This window comes from Streptomyces sp. NPDC000348 (assembly GCF_042898795.1).
Taxonomy (GTDB): domain Bacteria; phylum Actinomycetota; class Actinomycetes; order Streptomycetales; family Streptomycetaceae; genus Streptomyces.
The window spans coordinates 506,762-522,766 of sequence record NZ_JBIAZD010000002.1; the positions used below are offsets into that span (position 1 = coordinate 506,762).

A 16,005-nucleotide genomic window follows, 5' to 3' on the forward strand; every position below is an offset into this window, starting at 1 on the left:
CAAGTGAGGGGACGGCAACGGGAGCGCGCAAGGTGTGATCTGGACCACTCTCGCGTTTGAGGTCCCAGAGGTCGGGAAGAAGGGTTCGCCACCGTCGGTGGATGGCCGTGCCACCTGCGGGAATCGTCGTCGCCGACGACCTCCCCCGGTGGCGACATGGAGTGACGTCCGTCACTCTGTCAGGGGTGTGGTGCACACTGGCCTGAACCGCACCACGTCAGGGAGCGCACCGTGATCGCGTCCACCGGGAAGGCACGCGTCGAGGGATCGCACTGCTCGCCCCAGGTCGATCCCCTCGCCGCCCTGCGCACACCGGACGACCCGCCCTGGGACGTCTACCTCACCGGCACCGTCTTCCTCGACATCGTCTTCACCGGGCTCGACTCCGCCCCGGTGCGCGGGACGGAGTCCTGGGCGCGCGGGATGGGGTCGAGCCCCGGCGGCGTCGCCAACATGGCCACCGCCCTGGCCCGCCTCGGCCTGCGCACCTCCCTCGCGGCGGCCTTCGGCGACGACCACTACGGCGAGTACTGCTGGGACGTGCTGGAGCAGGGCGAGGGCATCGACCTCTCCCCGTCGCGCACCGTGCCCGGCTGGCACTCCCCGGTCACCGTCTCCATGGCCTACGACGGCGAGCGCACGATGGTCTCCCACGGCCACGAACCGCCCCCCGAGCAACCGGCCCGCCCGTCGCCCACCACCACCCTCAAACGGCATCCCCCGGGCGCGGACCTGCCCCCGTGCCCGCCCCGCGCGCGGGCCGCCGTCGCCTCCCTCACGCCCGGCCGCGGCGCGCCCTGGATCGAGCGGGCCGCGCGCGAGGGCGCCCGCATCTTCGGTGACGTCGGCTGGGACGACACCGGGGCGTGGGACCTGGCCGCGCTGCCCGACCTGCGGCACTGCGAGGCGTTCCTGCCGAACGCGCAGGAGGCGATGCGGTACACCCGCACCGACTGCCCCCGCGCGGCGGCGCACGCCCTCACCGAACACGTGCCGGTCGCCGTGGTCACCCTCGGCGCGGAGGGCGCGTACGCGGTGGACCGGCGTACGGGGGAGACCGCGTCGGTGCCGGCGATCGAGGTGGAGGCGCTCGACCCGACCGGGGCGGGGGACGTGTTCGTCGCCGGGTTCGTCACCGGGACGCTGGCGGGGTGGCCGCTGGCCGACCGGCTCGCCTTCGCGGGGCTCACGGCGGCGCTCTCCGTCCAGGAGTTCGGGGGGTCGCTGTCGGCGCCGGGGTGGGCGGAGATCGGGGCGTGGTGGCGGCGGGTGCAGTGCGCCGAGGGGCAGGACCCCTCGGCGCTGCGGCGGTACGAGTTCCTGGCGGGGCTGGTTCCGGGGGAACTGGTGCGGCCGTGGCCGCTGCGGCGGGCGGTGCCGACGATCGGCTTCCGCCGGTCCGCCTGACACGGGGGCCCACCCCCGTATCCCCGGGTGGGGGCCCGTCCCCGCACTCCCGCAGCAGGGGCTCCGCCCCCGCCCCCGCCAAGGGGCTCCCGCCCCCTGGACCCCCGGCCTATGCCCACCCACCACCCGACCCGGTCGGCTGGAAAGCGGACCACGGGCCCGGGTGTCGTTCCGACTCGGTGGGCCGGGGCGCGGGTCACCGAGCCCGGGGTGTGGGGTCGGCTCGGTGGATGAGAGGCCCCGTAAAAGTCCTACGGGCTTGTCACCCCTCCGTCGTACCCTGGGAATCGTGAGGCCGCCCTCCGCTGAGCGGCCGTGACGAGGAGGATCCGCAGGCCTTCAGAGCCGGCCCATGACTCAGACACCCACAGCTCACACCCCCGCGCAGGGGCAGGCGAGAGTGCAGCTCACCGTCCCCGCCCAGCACCCCATGGTGACCGTGCTGGGTTCCGGGGACTCCCTCCTGCGCGTGATCGAGAAGGCCTTCCCGGGGGCCGACATCCACGTCCGGGGCAATGAGATCAGCGCGGTCGGCGACGCCACGGAGGTCGCCCTCATTTCGCGCGTGTTCGACGAGATGATGCTGGTGCTCCGCACCGGGCAGCCGATGACGGAGGACGCAGTGGAACGCTCGATCGCCATGCTCAAGGCGAGCGAGAACGGGGAGAGCGACGGCCAGGAGACCCCGGCCCAGGTGCTCACGCAGAACATCCTGTCCTCGCGCGGCCGCACGATCCGTCCCAAGACGCTCAACCAGAAGCGCTACGTGGACGCGATCGACAAGCACACCATCGTCTTCGGCATCGGCCCGGCGGGCACCGGCAAGACGTACCTCGCCATGGCCAAGGCGGTGCAGGCCCTGCAGTCCAAGCAGGTCAACCGCATCATCCTGACCCGCCCCGCGGTCGAGGCCGGCGAGCGGCTCGGCTTCCTCCCGGGCACGCTCTACGAGAAGATCGACCCGTACCTGCGCCCGCTCTACGACGCCCTGCACGACATGCTGGACCCGGACTCGATCCCCCGGCTGATGGCGGCCGGGACCATCGAGGTCGCGCCGCTGGCGTACATGCGCGGCCGCACGCTGAACGACGCGTTCATCATTCTCGACGAGGCCCAGAACACCAGCCCCGAACAGATGAAGATGTTCCTCACCCGCCTCGGCTTCGACTCGAAGATAGTGATCACCGGTGACGTCACGCAGGTCGACCTGCCCGACGGCACCAAGTCCGGACTGCGGCAGGTCCAGGACATCCTGGAGGGCCTGGACGACGTCCACTTCTCCCGGCTGTCGTCCCACGATGTCGTCCGGCACAAGCTGGTGGGCCGTATCGTCGACGCGTACGAGCAGTACGACAGCCGGCACGGCACCCAGAACGGCACCCACAAGGGCGGCCGGGGCAAGTCCGGGCACAAGGGGAAGTAGACCGAGCACCAGATGTCGATCGACGTCAACAACGAGTCCGGAACCGAGGTCGACGAGCAGGCGATCCTCGACATCGCCCGCTACGCGCTCGCGCGGATGCGCATCCACCCGCTCTCCGAACTCTCGGTGATCGTCGTGGACGCCGGCGCCATGGAGCAGCTGCACATCCAGTGGATGGACCTGCCCGGGCCGACGGACGTCATGTCGTTCCCGATGGACGAGCTGCGGCCCCCGTCCAAGGACGACGACGAGCCCCCGCAGGGGCTGCTCGGCGACATCGTGCTCTGCCCCGAGGTCGCCGCCAGGCAGGGCGAGGAAGCGCCGACGCGGCACACCATGGACGAGGAGCTCCAGCTGCTCACCGTCCACGGTGTGCTGCACCTGCTCGGCTACGACCACGAGGAACCGGACGAGAAGGCCGAGATGTTCGGTCTGCAGGCCGCCATCGTGGACGGCTGGCGCGCGGAGAAGGGCCTCACCGGCCCGTCCCCGGCCCCGACCGTGTCATGAGTCCGACACTCGTGCTCGGGGCGATCGCCCTGGTCGTCGTCGCCTGGCTGGCCGCCTGCGCGGAGGCCGGCATCGCCCGCGTCTCCAGCTTCCGCGCCGAGGAGGCCGTGCGCTCCGGCCGCCGGGGCAGCGCCAGGCTCGCGCAGATCTCCGCCGACCCCACCCGCTACCTCAACGTCGCGCTGCTGGTCCGCGTCGTCTGCGAGATGGCCGCCGCCTCACTGATCACCTACGGCTCCCTCCGGGAGTTCGACGGGACCGCCGAGGCGCTGCTGATCGCCATCGCGGTCATGGTCCTCGTGTCGTACGTCGCCGTCGGGGTCTCCCCGCGCACCATCGGCCGCCAGCACCCGCTGAACACGGCCACGGCCGCCGCGTACGTCCTGGTGCCGCTCGCGCGGATCATGGGCCCGATCCCCTCGCTCCTCATCCTCATCGGCAACGCGCTCACCCCCGGCAAGGGCTTCCCGCGCGGCCCCTTCGCCTCCGAGGCGGAGCTGCGCGCGCTGGTGGACCTGGCGGAGGCGGAGTCGCTGATCGAGGACGAGGAGCGCCGCATGGTGCACTCGGTCTTCGAACTGGGCGACACGCTCGTGCGCGAGGTCATGGTGCCGCGCACCGACCTCGTGGTGATCGAGCGGTACAAGACCATCCGCCAGGCCCTCACCCTCGCCCTGCGCTCCGGTTTCTCCCGGATCCCGGTGACCGGCGAGAGCGAGGACGACATCGTCGGGATCGTCTACCTCAAGGACCTGGCCCGCAAGACGCACATCAGCCGGGACGCCGAGAGCGAACTGGTCTCCACGGCGATGCGCCCGGCGTTCTTCGTGCCGGACACCAAGAACGCCGGCGACCTGCTGCGCGAGATGCAGAAGGAGCGCAACCACGTCGCCGTCGCCGTCGACGAGTACGGCGGCACCGCGGGCATCGTCACCATCGAGGACATCCTCGAGGAGATCGTCGGCGAGATCACCGACGAGTACGACCGTGAACTGCCGCCCGTGGAGGAGCTCGGCGAGGACCGCTACCGGGTCACCGCCCGCCTCGACATCGGCGACCTGGGAGAGCTCTACGGCCTGGAGGAGTTCGACGACGAGGACGTGGAGACCGTCGGCGGACTGCTCGCCAAGCACCTCGGCCGGGTGCCGATCGCGGGCGCCTCGTCCGTGGTCGCCCTCCCCGACGCCCGCGAGGTGCGGCTCACGGCCGAGGCGGCGGCCGGACGCCGGAACAAGATCGTGACGGTGCTGGTGGAGCCGGTGGGCCCGGCGGACCCGCCCGCCGACGAGGAGGAGAAGCCGGAGTGACCCCGCGGGAGCTGCGCGCCCTGTGCCTGTCCTTCGACGCGGCCGTCGAGGAGTTCCCCTTCAACCCGGAGACCTCGGTCTTCAAGGTCGGGGGCAGGCTCTTCGCGCTGACCGCACTGGACGCGCGGCCCCTGAAGGTCAACCTCAAGTGCGACCCCGAGGACGCCGTCCGCCTCCGCGCCGGACACCCGGACCTGATCGCCCCCGGCTACCACATGAACAAGCGCCACTGGAACACGGTGACGGTGGACGGCGCCCTCCCGGACCGCCTGGTCCGGGAGCTGGTCGAGGACTCCTACGACCTGGTCGTGGCCGGTCTGCCGCGAGCGGACCGCCTCCGCCTCGACCGCCCCTGAACTCCCTCTATGCTCGGATCATGACCGACAGCAGCGCGCTCGACCCCGAGGACCGCAAGATCGTCACCCTGGCCCGCTCCGCGCGGGCCCGCAACGGCGTGCCCGAGGGGGCCGCCGTGCGCGACGAGACCGGGCGGACGTACGTCGCCGGGACCGTCGCGCTGGACTCCCTGAAGCTCAGCGCCCTGCAGACGGCGGTGGCGATGGCCGTGGCGTCCGGCGCGAAGTCGCTGGAGGCGGCGGCCGTGGTGACGGAGGCGGAGTCGGCGTCGCCCGAGGACCGCGCGGCCGTGCGGGACCTCGGCGGCCCCACGACACCCGTGCTGGTGGCCGGTACGGACGGGACGGTCCGCGAGACGGTCACCGCGGGCTGAGACCGCGGCGGTCACCTGTCCGTCACCGGTGGTGAGTAGGCCGGATTCCCACCTTGTCGCGCACTGCCTCCCGCGCATCAATGGAAACGCCGGACCGACGGGACGCCGGCCGGCGTGACACCCGGCCCGTTCGTCCTCGACCGATCCGGCCGTGCGCACGGCCGGGCGGGACCCGCACGGGCGCCCCGCCCGGCCCGTTCCGGACGGTGGTGCGGCGAGGTCTCCCGCATCAGGGAGAATGGGCGGCATGAGCGTTCGTACCCAGTCATCCGAGCAGCCCGCCGAAGCTGTCCACCGGGCCGGCTTCGCCTGCTTCGTGGGCCGCCCCAACGCGGGCAAGTCCACCCTCACGAACGCTCTGGTCGGGCAGAAGGTGGCGATCACCTCGAACCGGCCGCAGACCACCCGGCACACCGTGCGCGGGATCGTGCACCGCGAGGACGCGCAGCTGATCCTGGTGGACACCCCCGGACTGCACAAGCCGCGCACCCTGCTCGGCGAGCGGCTGAACGACGTGGTCCGCACCACCTGGGCCGAGGTCGACGCGATCGGCTTCTGCATCCCCGCGGACCAGAAGATCGGCCCCGGCGACCGCTTCATCGCCAAGGAACTGGCCGGGATCAAGAAGACCCCGAAGATCGCGATCGTCACCAAGACCGACCTGGTGGACGGCAAGGCGCTGGCCGAACAGCTGATCGCCGTCGACCAGCTGGGCCGGGAGCTGGGCATCACCTGGGCCGAGATCATCCCGGTCTCGGCGACCGCGAACCAGCAGGTCGACCTGCTGGCGGACCTGCTGATCCCCCTGATGCCCGAGGGCCCGGCGCTCTACCCCGAGGGCGACCTCACCGACGAACCCGAGCAGGTCATGGTCGCGGAACTGATCCGCGAGGCGGCCCTGGAGGGCGTCCGCGACGAGCTGCCGCACTCCATCGCCGTGGTCGTCGAGGAGATGCTCCCGCGCGAGGACCGCCCCGCCGACAAGCCCCTCCTCGACATCCACGCCAACCTGTTCATCGAGCGCCCCAGCCAGAAGGGCATCGTCATCGGCCCCAAGGGCAAGCGCCTGAAGGACGTCGGCATCAAGTCCCGCAAGCAGATCGAGGCCCTCCTCGGCACGCCCGTGTTCCTGGACCTGCACGTGAAGGTCGCCAAGGACTGGCAGCGCGACCCGAAGCAGTTGCGGCGTCTGGGCTTCTGATGGGGGTGGGCGTCGGCATCGAGTTCCGCGAGCGGATCGAGGTGCTGCGCGGAACGCCCGCCACGCGGCGGTAGCCGCATGTCGGTACAGCCTGGACCTGCACGTGAAGGTCGCCAAGGACTGGCAGCGCGACCCGAAGCAGTTGCGGCGTCTGGGCTTCTGAGCTCACCGGCGCTGTTCGCGCAGCAGCTTCCTGAACCAGCCGTACGACGCCTTCGGGGTCCGCACCTGCGTGCCGAAGTCGACGTGGACCAGCCCGAAGCGGCGGGCGTAGCCCTCCGCCCACTCGAAGTTGTCCATCAGCGACCACACGAAGTAGCCGCGCACGTCCACGCCCGCCTCCACCGCCCGGTACAGCGCGCGGATGTGGCCGTCGAGGTAGGCGATGCGGTCCCGGTCGTCCAGACCGTCGTACGCGCAGCCGTTCTCGGTGATGAGCACCGGCGGGAGGCGGTCGCCGTACCGGGCGCGGAAGGTGGTGAGGACCTCCGTCAGGGCCTCGGGGACCACCGGCCAGCCGAAGTCCGTCACCGGGTGGCCCTCGGTCTCCCGCACCGAGAAGGGGAGGCCGGCCGGCATCCGGACACCGCCGAAGTCGATCTCCGTGCCCTGCGGGGCGCCCACGCTCGTCGGCGCGTAGTAGTTGATCCCGTACCAGTCCAGCGGTTCGGCGACGATCTCCAGGTCCGCCTCGACGTCACCCGGCATCAGCTCGCCGATGCCCTCCGGGTAGCGGCCGAGCAGCAGCGGGTCGGCGAAGAGGCGGTTCAGCAGGAGGTCGTAGAGACCGGCCGCCGCCACGTCCGCCTCGTCCTCGGAGGCGGGCCAGACCGGACCGTGGGAGTTCGCGATCCCGATGTCGCCGGCCCCCGACGCCCGCAGCGCCCTCACCGCCAGGCCGTGCGCGAGGAGCTGGTGGTGGGCCACGGGAAGCGCGTCGAACAGCAGTCTCCGGCCGGGGGCGTGCACGCCCAGCGCATGCCCCAGCAAGGTGTGCTCGGCGGGCTCGTTGAGGGTGATCCACTTCGTCACCCGGTCGCCGAGCCGCCCCGCGACCTCCGACGCGTACGCGGCGAACCGCTCGGCCGTGTCCCGCTCCAGCCAGTCCAGCCCGGCCGGCAGATCCCAGTGGAACAGCGTCGGCACCGGCCGTACGCCCGCCGCGCACAGCTCGTCGACCAGCCGGTCGTAGAAGTCCAGGCCGCCGCGCGACCGCACCCTCGGCCAGGAGACCGAGAAGCGGTACGCGTCCACGCCCAGGCCGGCCAGCAGCGCCACGTCCTCGCGGTGGCGGTTCACGTGGTCGCAGGCCACCGCCGCCGTCGAGCCGTCCCGCACCCGCCCCGGCCCGTCCGTGAACACGTCCCACACGGACGCCTCACGCGTGTCCACCGCCCCCTCGATCTGGTGCGCCGAGGTCGACACGCCCCACAGGAAACCGGCCGGGAAACGGGGGATCGGGTTCGTCGTCGCCATGGCCCGGATCATCGGCACCCGAACCGGACCACGTCAACGCCCCTGCCGCAACGGCCTGTTACGCGCCCTCCTTCAGCACCCTCCTGATCAACTCCCGCTGCTCCTCGGTCAGCCGGGGATCCGCGCAGTACACCGACCTCCCGTCCACCGTGATCCGGTAGCCGAAACCGTCCGGCACCCCGGCCGGAGGCGTGCCCCGGCCGGAGGCCATCACCCGCTCGGCCAGGGCGTGCCACTCGTGGGCGTCGGCGCGGCCCGAGGTGTCCACCTCGGCCCGCCGCTCGATCCCCGCGAACCCGCCCGTGCGCCGCACCTGAATACGCATGGGTCCGTGTCTAGTACGGAACTACAGCGTCCGCACCCCCACCCGCTCCCAGGCCTTCGACACCGCCTGGAGCTCCCCGCCCTCCCCGTACCGGGCGCGCGCCGCCTTCACCGTCAGCGTCGCGAAGTCCGTGAACCGCGCGTCCTGTTCCAGCTCCCCGCCGGTCAGCACGTCGTACCAGACCTGCCCCGCCCGCTCCCAGGCGTGCCCGCCGAGGGTGGTGGCCGCCAGGTAGAAGGCGTGGTTAGGGATGCCCGAGTTGATGTGCACGCCGCCGTTGTCCCGGCCGGTGTGGACGTAGTCGTCCATCGTCGCGGGCTGCGGGTCCTTGCCGAGGACGTCGTCGTCGTACGCCGTGCCCGGCTCCTTCATGGAGCGCAGCGCCTTGCCCGTGACGCGCGGGGCGAGCAGCCCGGCCCCGATCAGCCAGTCGGCCTCGTCGGCGGTCTGGCCGAGCGAGTACTGCTTGATGAGCGCGCCGAAGACGTCCGACACCGACTCGTTGAGCGCGCCGGACTGGCCGAAGTAGTCCAGGTTCGCGGTGTACTGCGTGACGCCGTGGGCGAGTTCGTGGCCGATGACGTCGATGGGGATGGTGAAGTCGAGGAAGATCTCCCCGTCCCCGTCGCCGAACACCATCTGCTCGCCGTTCCAGAAGGCGTTGCTGTAGTCCTCGTCGTAGTGCACGGTCGCGTCCATCGGCAGCCCGTCGCCGTCGATCGAGTCGCGGGAGTACGCCTTCAGGAACAGCTCGAACGTGGCGCCGAGACCGGCGTAGGCGCGGTTGACGGAGGCGTCCCGGCCGGGCGCGTCGCCCTCGCCGCGCACCTTCGTCCCCGGCAGGCGGGTGCCGTGCCGGGCGTCGTACACGGTGCGCCGCGGCTTGCCGGGCTCGGCCTCGGCGAGCGCGGCGACGGCCGGCGCGCCGACGACCGTGGTCAGCCGGCGCCGGGTGCGCTCGTAGGCGTCGCGCCGCAGGGTCCGGCGCGCGGGTCCGTGGAGCACGGGGTCCTCGGCCTGCGCGAGCCGGTCGAGGACGTGTGGCGGGACGATGGTGCAGAAGACGGGCTCGAAGCCCCCGTTCTCGGTCATGTCCGGCACCATCGCACCGTGTTGCCCCGATGTCACTAGGAGCGATATTGATCGGATGAAATGTCGGGAATCAACTGTCGTGGGGGTGGCGGTGTGTTATCAGTGCGAGTGGTTTGTGACCGATTGCGCAGTTCCCCAAGCCCCTTTCGAGTGGCGCGGTCCCGCATACTGATACACGCGGCCCGCGTCCGGGAAAGCTCGGCTAGCATGCTCTGCATCATGCGTTTCGGGCTGCTTCTCCTTAGCTGCCGCGGTGAGGGTCTGCAGTAGAGGCCGACCCCCTCCCCGCGGAGTTCGGCGCTGCGCCGTCGGCCGTCCATCAGGACACACCGAGGAGCCCTCGCACCATGGCGAACCGCCAGCAGCCCAGTCCCATGCCGATCCACAAGTACGGCCGCTACGAGCAGGTCGACATCCCCGACCGCACCTGGCCGCAGCAGCGGATCACCACCGCCCCCCGCTGGCTCTCCACCGACCTGCGCGACGGCAACCAGGCCCTGATCGACCCCATGTCGCCCGCCCGCAAGCGCGCCATGTTCGACCTGCTGGTCAAGATGGGCTACAAGGAGATCGAGGTCGGCTTCCCGGCCTCCGGCCAGACCGACTTCGACTTCGTCCGCTCGATCATCGAGGACCCGGACGCCATCCCGGACGACGTCACCATCTCCGTACTGACCCAGGCCCGCGAGGACCTGATCGAGCGCACGGTGGAGTCCCTGAAGGGCGCCAAGCGCGCCACCGTCCACCTGTACAACGCCACCGCCCCGGTCTTCCGCCGCGTGGTCTTCCGCGGCTCCAGGGACGACATCAAGCAGATCGCCGTCGACGGCACCCGGCTGGTGATGGAGTACGCCGAGAAGCTGCTGGGCGACGAGACGGAGTTCGGTTACCAGTACAGCCCGGAGATCTTCACCGACACCGAGCTGGACTTCGCGCTGGAGGTCTGCGAGGCGGTGATGGACGTCTACCGGCCGGGACCGGGCCGCGAGATCATCCTCAACCTGCCCGCCACCGTAGAGCGCTCCACCCCGTCCACCCACGCCGACCGCTTCGAGTGGATGGGCCGCCACCTGTCCCGCCGCGAGTACGTCTGCCTGTCCGTCCACCCGCACAACGACCGCGGCACGGCGGTGGCGGCGGCCGAGCTGGCGCTGATGGCCGGCGCCGACCGCGTCGAGGGCTGCCTGTTCGGGCAGGGCGAGCGCACCGGCAACGTCGACCTGGTCACCCTGGGCATGAACCTGTTCTCCCAGGGCGTCGACCCGCAGATCGACTTCTCCGACATCGACGAGATCCGTCGCACGTGGGAGTACTGCAACCAGATGGAGGTCCACCCGCGCCACCCGTACGTGGGCGACCTGGTCTACACGTCCTTCTCCGGCTCCCACCAGGACGCCATCAAGAAGGGCTTCGACGCCATGGAGGCCGACGCGAAGGCCAAGGGCGTCACCGTCGACGACATCGAGTGGGCGGTCCCGTACCTGCCCATCGACCCCAAGGACGTCGGCCGCTCCTACGAGGCCGTCATCCGCGTCAACTCGCAGTCCGGCAAGGGCGGCATCGCGTACGTCCTGAAGAACGACCACAAGCTGGACCTGCCGCGCCGGATGCAGATCGAGTTCTCGAAGATCATCCAGGCGAAGACGGACGCCGAGGGCGGCGAGATCACCCCGGCCGACATCTGGGCGGTCTTCCAGGACGAGTACCTGCCCAACCCGGAGAACCCCTGGGGCCGCATCCAGGTCGCCAACGGGCAGTCCACCACCGACCGCGACGGCGTGGACACCCTCACCGTCGAGGCCACGGTCGACGGCGCGGAGACCACCCTGGTCGGCAGCGGCAACGGTCCGATCTCGGCGTTCTTCCACGCGCTGCAGGGCATCGGCATCGACGTGCGGCTGCTGGACTACCAGGAGCACACCATGAGCGAGGGCGCCTCCGCGCAGGCCGCCTCCTACATCGAGTGCGCGATCGGCGACAAGGTGCTGTGGGGCATCGGAATCGACGCGAACACCACGCGGGCCTCGCTGAAGGCGGTCGTCTCGGCCGTCAACCGCGCGGCGCGCTGACCAGCCGAATCAGCGGTTCGGGGCCCCGCTCGCCGGAAATCGGCGGGCGGGGCCCCGTCGTATACCGGCCATCTCCGTGTGCGGGTCACGGAAAGGTCTCGTCCCGGGTGCTGACTCCGCCTCGTGGATGTGGCTAACATCACGCAAGTGCGGCGATGACGCCGTGGCGGTTATGGAGGTGCGACGTGCTGCCAGGACGGGGACCCAACGGCCGTGCCGCTGCCGCCAGACTGTCGCGCCTGCTGGGCACCCGGACCGCGTGGACGGCCGTCGGCGACGGGGAGTTCTTCTGCCCCGGCTGCGGCGGCGACCGCAACTACCAGCGGCTGACCGGACACCGCCGCTTCGCCCTCCTCGGCGTGCCCGTGCTGCCGCGCGGCGAGACCGGGCCGGTCGTCGAGTGCGCGGCCTGCCGCCGCCGCTTCGGCACCGACGTCCTGGACCACCCCACCACCACCCGCTTCTCCGCGATGCTCCGCGACGCCGTCCACACCGTCGCCCTCGCGGTGCTGGCCGCCGGCGGCACCGGCTCGCGCGCCTCCCTGGAGACGGCCGCGGCCGGGGTGCGCGCCGCCGGCTTCGACGACTGCACCGAGGAACAGCTGGCCGCGCTCGTCGAGGCGCTGGAGGCGGACACCGGCCGCTTCACCGGCGAGCCCTGCACGGCGGGTCTGGCGATCGAGCTGCACGAGGCACTGGACCCGCTGGCCCCGCACCTCGCCGCGCCGGGCCGTGAGTCGATCCTCCTGCAGGGCGCCCGCATCGCCCTCGCCGACGGCCCCTACACCCCCGCCGAGCGCGATGCCCTGGCCACCGTGGGCGCGGCCCTCACCATCTGCTCGGACGACGTCACCCGTCTGCTGACGGCGGCACGCACCCCCTCCTGATGCGGCGGCGGGCCGGCCGCTCCGGGACGGCCCGGTGCGCCTCACAGCACGAGGCACATCACCTTGCGGTCCTCACCCGGACCGAAGTAGTCCCGGCGCAGTCCCCCGTCGGGCGGCTCCGGACGGAACCCCAGGGAGTCGTAGAGCAGGATCGCGGCGTCGTTGGCGGGCTCCACGGTCAGCCGGACCCGTTCGGTCCCGCTGCGGCGCAGGCGCGCCAGGACCTCCACCATCAGCTCCCGGCCCAGCCCGTGCCGGCGCCGGTCCTCGGCCACGCACAGACCGAGGATCCAGCTGTCCCGGCCGATCGCCGTGGTGGCCGCCAGGACGTAGCCGCGCAGACGGCCGTCGCCGTCGTCGAGGACGAGCAGATGACCGGCGTGACCGGCGTACAGGTCGAAGAGCTGCCGCAGCAGGAACGCCGGATAGGCGACCTTCTGGAAGACCTCCTCGTCGAGCCGCTGCAGCTCGGGCAGGTCGGACTCCCGTGCCGTCCGCAGCAGCGGGGGCCGTGATTCCGGTAGAGGTGTCGGCCGGGTGAGGCGCTTCTCGTGGTCCAGGGCGCGCTCAAGCGGTTCGGCGGTCATGCCACCCCCAGTCGGGACGTGAGACGTCAACGCGGCAGCCGTGGCCGCCGTTCACACGAAGGGGGGAACGGGGCCCCGGTGGCGGCCGGTGGCTGCTCCTGGCTAGAGTGAGCGTCCAACTCGCCGTGTGCAAGGGCGAGTTCAGGTGTGACAGGACTGTGCTGGCGTGCGCCCGACGTGCGCCCGGGCACGGAGGACTGGCGTGTTCCTGGCTGTCTCCGGGTGCCGGGCGGGCTTACCGTGCGAGCACCGGAGCCGCCTCTTCGTCCGCCGGCGGCCACCGCTGACTCGTGCGCTGGGCACACGGTCTTGTCCGACACCGAATGGAACCTGGCAGGGTGATGATGGATCGCAACGCCGACGCACCATGGTCGAAGTTCGATCCGGAGGTGTACGTCGACCTCAATTACCGCACCCCGCTCGAGGTCGATCTGCTGATCGTGGGCCTCATGCGCGACTATTTCAGCCGCTGCTACGAGCGGGGGGTCCCGGCCTCGGTCCGCGGGGTCGACGTGGGCGCCGGCGCGAATCTCTATCCGGCCCTGTCGATGCTGCCCTGGTGCGAGAAGATCCTCCTTCTGGAATATGCGACTCCGAATGTCGAGTACCTGGAGAAACAGGCGTCCGGCGGGGGGTACGACACCGCGTGGGACGCGTTCTGGGACGTACTGGGCCAGGCTCCCGCCTACCGGGACGTCGATCCGAGGAACCGGTTCGGCGAGATCGTCCGGGTGGAGCGCGCCAACCTGCTGGACCTCGACGGACAGCGGCGCTGGGACATCGGCACGATGTTCTTCGTCGCCGACTCGATGTCCGAGTGCCCCGACGAGTTCCAGCGGGGAGTGGAGTGCTTCATGGACGCGCTGAACGGGGGAGCCCCCTTCGCCGCGGCGTTCATGAAGGAATCCCGCGGATACCAGGTCGGCGCACACAGATATCCCGCCTGCCGGGTGAACGCGGACCGGGTCCGGGAGAGCCTGGAACCCTTTGCCGCAGAGCTGGAAATCCACGACATGGACCACATGGTGCGGCCGGGTCACGAGGGAATGATTCTCGCGCTGGGGCGGCGGAATCCGGCGATTGCCACCCGTTAGGAACGGGGACCATGCCTGAACACAGGGCAACGAGATCTGTACGAGGGGTGCGGGGATGCAGATCAAGCCACGGCAGCACATGCTGGAGATCTGGCGGGCCATGGCCCGCCATTCGTTCGACGGCGGAAAGCTCGTCTGGGAGGACACCGACGGGCTGAGCAGCGTCGCCGACGCCGAGCGGCTGCTCTGCCTGCTGTACCCCGCCACCGAGGTCCCCGCCTTCCGCCTCGACCAGCCGGACACCACCGAACGGGACGTGCTGCGCGCGCTGGAGGGGGTCGGCAGCCGGCTGGAGATCCCGCCCAACCTGATCACCGCGCTCTCCCAGTTCATGCGCAGCCACACCGGACCCGACGACAGCCCCACCTTCGCCGGCGGACACTACTTCAGACCGGCCGAACCCCAGCAGAAACTCACCCACGAGCAGTACCAGCTGGGCGTGGTCGACTCCTACTCCATGTCCGTCACGCTCTGCCTCGCCACGCTCGGATTCCTCAAGGTCTACGAGCCCAGCACCACCCGCCCCGACGTGCGCAAGGCCCTCGGCGAGCTGAGGGAGGCCACGAACACCCGGCTGACCGCCGCGATGATCAGCCTCCTGCGCTCCTTCACCGTCAACGTCTTCGACGCCGAGTCCGAACAGGGCCGGCGGCTCATCCAGGTCATCGGCCAGGACCGGCAGTCCGACCGGGCCGTCCTCCAGCAGTTCTCCCGCCGGTTCCGCCCGCTGCGCGCCACGATCATCGAAAGCCTCAGCCGCGGCATCCAGGTCGACGAGAGCATCCGCGACGAGAGCCAGCTCTTCGAGTGCGGCTGGGCCTGGGGCGTGGTCAAGGACGCGCCGACCATCACCGACCTGGACGGCCGGATCCCCGGCCAGCCCGACGGCATCGCCGACCGGCTGCCGTACGTGTACTTCACCGTCATCGCCCTGGACGGCATCCAGGACCTGTTCTCCGACCGCACCCTCACCCTGGGGCTGCTCGACGCCGACCAGCAGAAACTCGCCGAGGCGTTACGCCTGCGCTGGGAGCTCAGCCAGCAGTACTGGTCGGCCGTCGCCCGGTTCGGCAGCGAGCGCTGGCCCCTGGAGGACCTGCCCTGGCAGACCACCGGACTGCGGCTGGAGTCGGAGTACTTCTCCCTGACCGTCGCGGCCATCCTCGTCCACGACCTGGTCCGCCGGAAGGCCACCGACGACGACCTCACCCGCACCGTCGCCATCATGGAGCGCCTGGCCGACCGGGGCCGCGTCACCAGCCGCATGACCAGGAACGACCCCGTCATCGAGCTGCACAACCCGGGCGTCACCATGCCGCTCGCCGGATCCGAGCGCTCCGGCGGACCCCTGCTGTGGCGGATGACCGACTTCTCGGCCCAGCTGCTCAAACGGATCATCCAGCTCGCGGAACTCTCCCGGAACATCGAGGCACAGGACCGGCTGCTCCGCCTGGGCGAGCAGGCGTTCGAGCACCTGTGGAACCGGCGCATCGAGGACGGCGAGGGAGCCGGCCTCTGGGACAACGCACGCGCCGTCTACCCGGACACCCGCGTCGGCCGGCGCCTCTCCTGGAGCATCACCGAACGCGTCACCGAGTGCCTGGTCGCCGCCCGCAACCTCTACGAACAACAGCCCATCCGCAGCCCCGAACTCGCCCAGCTGGCCCGGGACCTGCTCAGCGAGGCCACCCACCTCTTCGGCAAGGAACAGCTGGAGGCCTCCGCCGGCGCCGACGGAAGCCGGGGCCGGGCCATGCGGAGCATGGAAAGCCGGCTGGACCACGCCCGCAGCCTGGTCGACGAGCGGCCCGCGACCGCGTTCGCCCTGGCCCTGCCGGTGCTCCAGGAACTCGACACCCTGGCCCAGGCCCGAGGCGCCGCCACGCAGGAGGTGTGA

At 71.1% G+C, this 16,005-nt stretch carries 15 protein-coding genes; 11 read left to right on the forward strand and 4 right to left on the reverse strand.

Going from position 1 to position 16,005, the window contains the following annotated elements; translation table 11 throughout:
- The first annotated feature begins 231 nt into the window (after positions 1-231).
- The 7 genes from ACFY3N_RS06100 (at position 232) to era (ending at position 6,578) form a co-directional block, all read left to right on the forward strand.
- Entirely contained in the window at positions 232-1,407 is a 1,176-nt protein-coding gene (locus tag ACFY3N_RS06100) for a carbohydrate kinase family protein (protein ID WP_390815425.1), read from the forward strand.
- A 352-nt stretch (positions 1,408-1,759) separates the two neighbouring features.
- Positions 1,760-2,830, forward strand: coding sequence for a PhoH family protein (locus ACFY3N_RS06105; RefSeq protein WP_390815426.1), 1,071 nt, complete (start codon positions 1,760-1,762; stop codon positions 2,828-2,830).
- Positions 2,831-2,842: 12 nt separating this feature from the next.
- A complete protein-coding gene (gene ybeY, locus ACFY3N_RS06110) occupies positions 2,843-3,340 on the forward strand; it encodes an rRNA maturation RNase YbeY (protein ID WP_390815427.1) in 498 nt (165 codons plus the stop codon).
- A complete protein-coding gene (locus tag ACFY3N_RS06115) occupies positions 3,337-4,647 on the forward strand; it encodes a hemolysin family protein (RefSeq protein WP_390815428.1) in 1,311 nt (436 codons plus the stop codon). Before ybeY ends, ACFY3N_RS06115 begins: the two co-directional genes overlap by 4 nt.
- Positions 4,644-5,003, forward strand: a complete 360-nt coding sequence (locus ACFY3N_RS06120; RefSeq protein ID WP_390815429.1) for an MmcQ/YjbR family DNA-binding protein — start codon at positions 4,644-4,646, stop codon at positions 5,001-5,003. The genes ACFY3N_RS06115 and ACFY3N_RS06120 overlap by 4 nt, the downstream gene beginning before the upstream one ends.
- Before the next feature lie 20 nt (positions 5,004-5,023).
- Entirely contained in the window at positions 5,024-5,377 is a 354-nt protein-coding gene (locus ACFY3N_RS06125) for a cytidine deaminase (protein WP_390815430.1), read from the forward strand.
- A gap of 247 nt (positions 5,378-5,624) precedes the next feature.
- Positions 5,625-6,578: a GTPase Era gene (gene era, locus ACFY3N_RS06130; protein ID WP_390815431.1), complete on the forward strand. Its 954-nt coding sequence runs from the start codon at positions 5,625-5,627 to the stop codon at positions 6,576-6,578.
- A 165-nt stretch (positions 6,579-6,743) separates the two neighbouring features.
- Here era and ACFY3N_RS06135 read toward each other — a convergent pair whose 3' ends face one another.
- From ACFY3N_RS06135 to ACFY3N_RS06145, 3 genes are read right to left on the reverse strand one after another with little or no spacing between them, the layout of a single operon-like run.
- Positions 6,744-8,054 carry a GH1 family beta-glucosidase gene (locus tag ACFY3N_RS06135; RefSeq protein WP_390815432.1) on the reverse strand — a complete coding sequence of 437 codons (1,311 nt, stop codon included), beginning with the start codon at positions 8,052-8,054 and terminating at the stop codon, positions 6,744-6,746.
- Positions 8,055-8,112: 58 nt separating this feature from the next.
- Positions 8,113-8,379, reverse strand: coding sequence for a protealysin inhibitor emfourin (locus ACFY3N_RS06140; RefSeq protein ID WP_390815433.1), 267 nt, complete (start codon positions 8,377-8,379; stop codon positions 8,113-8,115).
- A gap of 21 nt (positions 8,380-8,400) precedes the next feature.
- Positions 8,401-9,471 carry a M4 family metallopeptidase gene (locus ACFY3N_RS06145; protein WP_390815434.1) on the reverse strand — a complete coding sequence of 357 codons (1,071 nt, stop codon included), beginning with the start codon at positions 9,469-9,471 and terminating at the stop codon, positions 8,401-8,403.
- A gap of 347 nt (positions 9,472-9,818) precedes the next feature.
- Between ACFY3N_RS06145 and leuA the strand changes: the two genes are divergently transcribed.
- Both leuA and ACFY3N_RS06155 read left to right on the forward strand, forming a co-directional pair.
- Complete coding sequence (gene leuA, locus ACFY3N_RS06150; protein WP_390815435.1) at positions 9,819-11,540, forward strand: 2-isopropylmalate synthase; 1,722 nt, start codon at positions 9,819-9,821, stop codon at positions 11,538-11,540.
- A gap of 185 nt (positions 11,541-11,725) precedes the next feature.
- The gene (locus ACFY3N_RS06155; protein WP_390815436.1) at positions 11,726-12,427 is read left to right on the forward strand and encodes a TerB family tellurite resistance protein; all 702 of its coding nucleotides are present in this window, start codon (positions 11,726-11,728) and stop codon (positions 12,425-12,427) included.
- 41 nt (positions 12,428-12,468) lie between these two features.
- Here the strand turns inward: ACFY3N_RS06155 and ACFY3N_RS06160 are convergent, their stop codons facing one another.
- Entirely contained in the window at positions 12,469-13,014 is a 546-nt protein-coding gene (locus ACFY3N_RS06160; RefSeq protein ID WP_390815437.1) for a GNAT family N-acetyltransferase, read from the reverse strand.
- A gap of 341 nt (positions 13,015-13,355) precedes the next feature.
- On the opposite strand from ACFY3N_RS06160, the gene ACFY3N_RS06165 reads away from it, so the two are divergent.
- Both ACFY3N_RS06165 and ACFY3N_RS06170 read left to right on the forward strand, forming a co-directional pair.
- A complete protein-coding gene (locus tag ACFY3N_RS06165; RefSeq protein WP_390815438.1) occupies positions 13,356-14,108 on the forward strand; it encodes an SCO2525 family SAM-dependent methyltransferase in 753 nt (250 codons plus the stop codon).
- A 55-nt stretch (positions 14,109-14,163) separates the two neighbouring features.
- On the forward strand, positions 14,164-16,005 hold the full coding sequence (locus tag ACFY3N_RS06170) for an SCO2524 family protein (protein WP_390815439.1): 1,842 nt from the start codon (positions 14,164-14,166) through the stop codon (positions 16,003-16,005).

Excerpts from the sequence above, each read along its gene's own strand:
- ACFY3N_RS06105 (WP_390815426.1), top strand. The coding sequence starts at position 1,760 with ATGACTCAGACACCCACAGCTCACACCCCCGCGCAGGGGCAGGCGAGA.
- ACFY3N_RS06115 (WP_390815428.1), top strand. The coding sequence starts at position 3,337 with ATGAGTCCGACACTCGTGCTCGGGGCGATCGCCCTGGTCGTCGTCGCC.
- ACFY3N_RS06165 (WP_390815438.1), top strand. The coding sequence starts at position 13,356 with ATGATGGATCGCAACGCCGACGCACCATGGTCGAAGTTCGATCCGGAG.
- ACFY3N_RS06145 (WP_390815434.1), bottom strand. The coding sequence starts at position 9,471 with ATGACCGAGAACGGGGGCTTCGAGCCCGTCTTCTGCACCATCGTCCCG.
- ACFY3N_RS06160 (WP_390815437.1), bottom strand. The coding sequence starts at position 13,014 with ATGACCGCCGAACCGCTTGAGCGCGCCCTGGACCACGAGAAGCGCCTC.
- leuA (WP_390815435.1), top strand. The coding sequence starts at position 9,819 with ATGGCGAACCGCCAGCAGCCCAGTCCCATGCCGATCCACAAGTACGGC.
- ACFY3N_RS06125 (WP_390815430.1), top strand. The coding sequence starts at position 5,024 with ATGACCGACAGCAGCGCGCTCGACCCCGAGGACCGCAAGATCGTCACC.
- ACFY3N_RS06170 (WP_390815439.1), top strand. The coding sequence starts at position 14,164 with ATGCAGATCAAGCCACGGCAGCACATGCTGGAGATCTGGCGGGCCATG.
- ACFY3N_RS06135 (WP_390815432.1), bottom strand. The coding sequence starts at position 8,054 with ATGGCGACGACGAACCCGATCCCCCGTTTCCCGGCCGGTTTCCTGTGG.
- ACFY3N_RS06140 (WP_390815433.1), bottom strand. The coding sequence starts at position 8,379 with ATGCGTATTCAGGTGCGGCGCACGGGCGGGTTCGCGGGGATCGAGCGG.
- era (WP_390815431.1), top strand. The coding sequence starts at position 5,625 with ATGAGCGTTCGTACCCAGTCATCCGAGCAGCCCGCCGAAGCTGTCCAC.
- ybeY (WP_390815427.1), top strand. The coding sequence starts at position 2,843 with ATGTCGATCGACGTCAACAACGAGTCCGGAACCGAGGTCGACGAGCAG.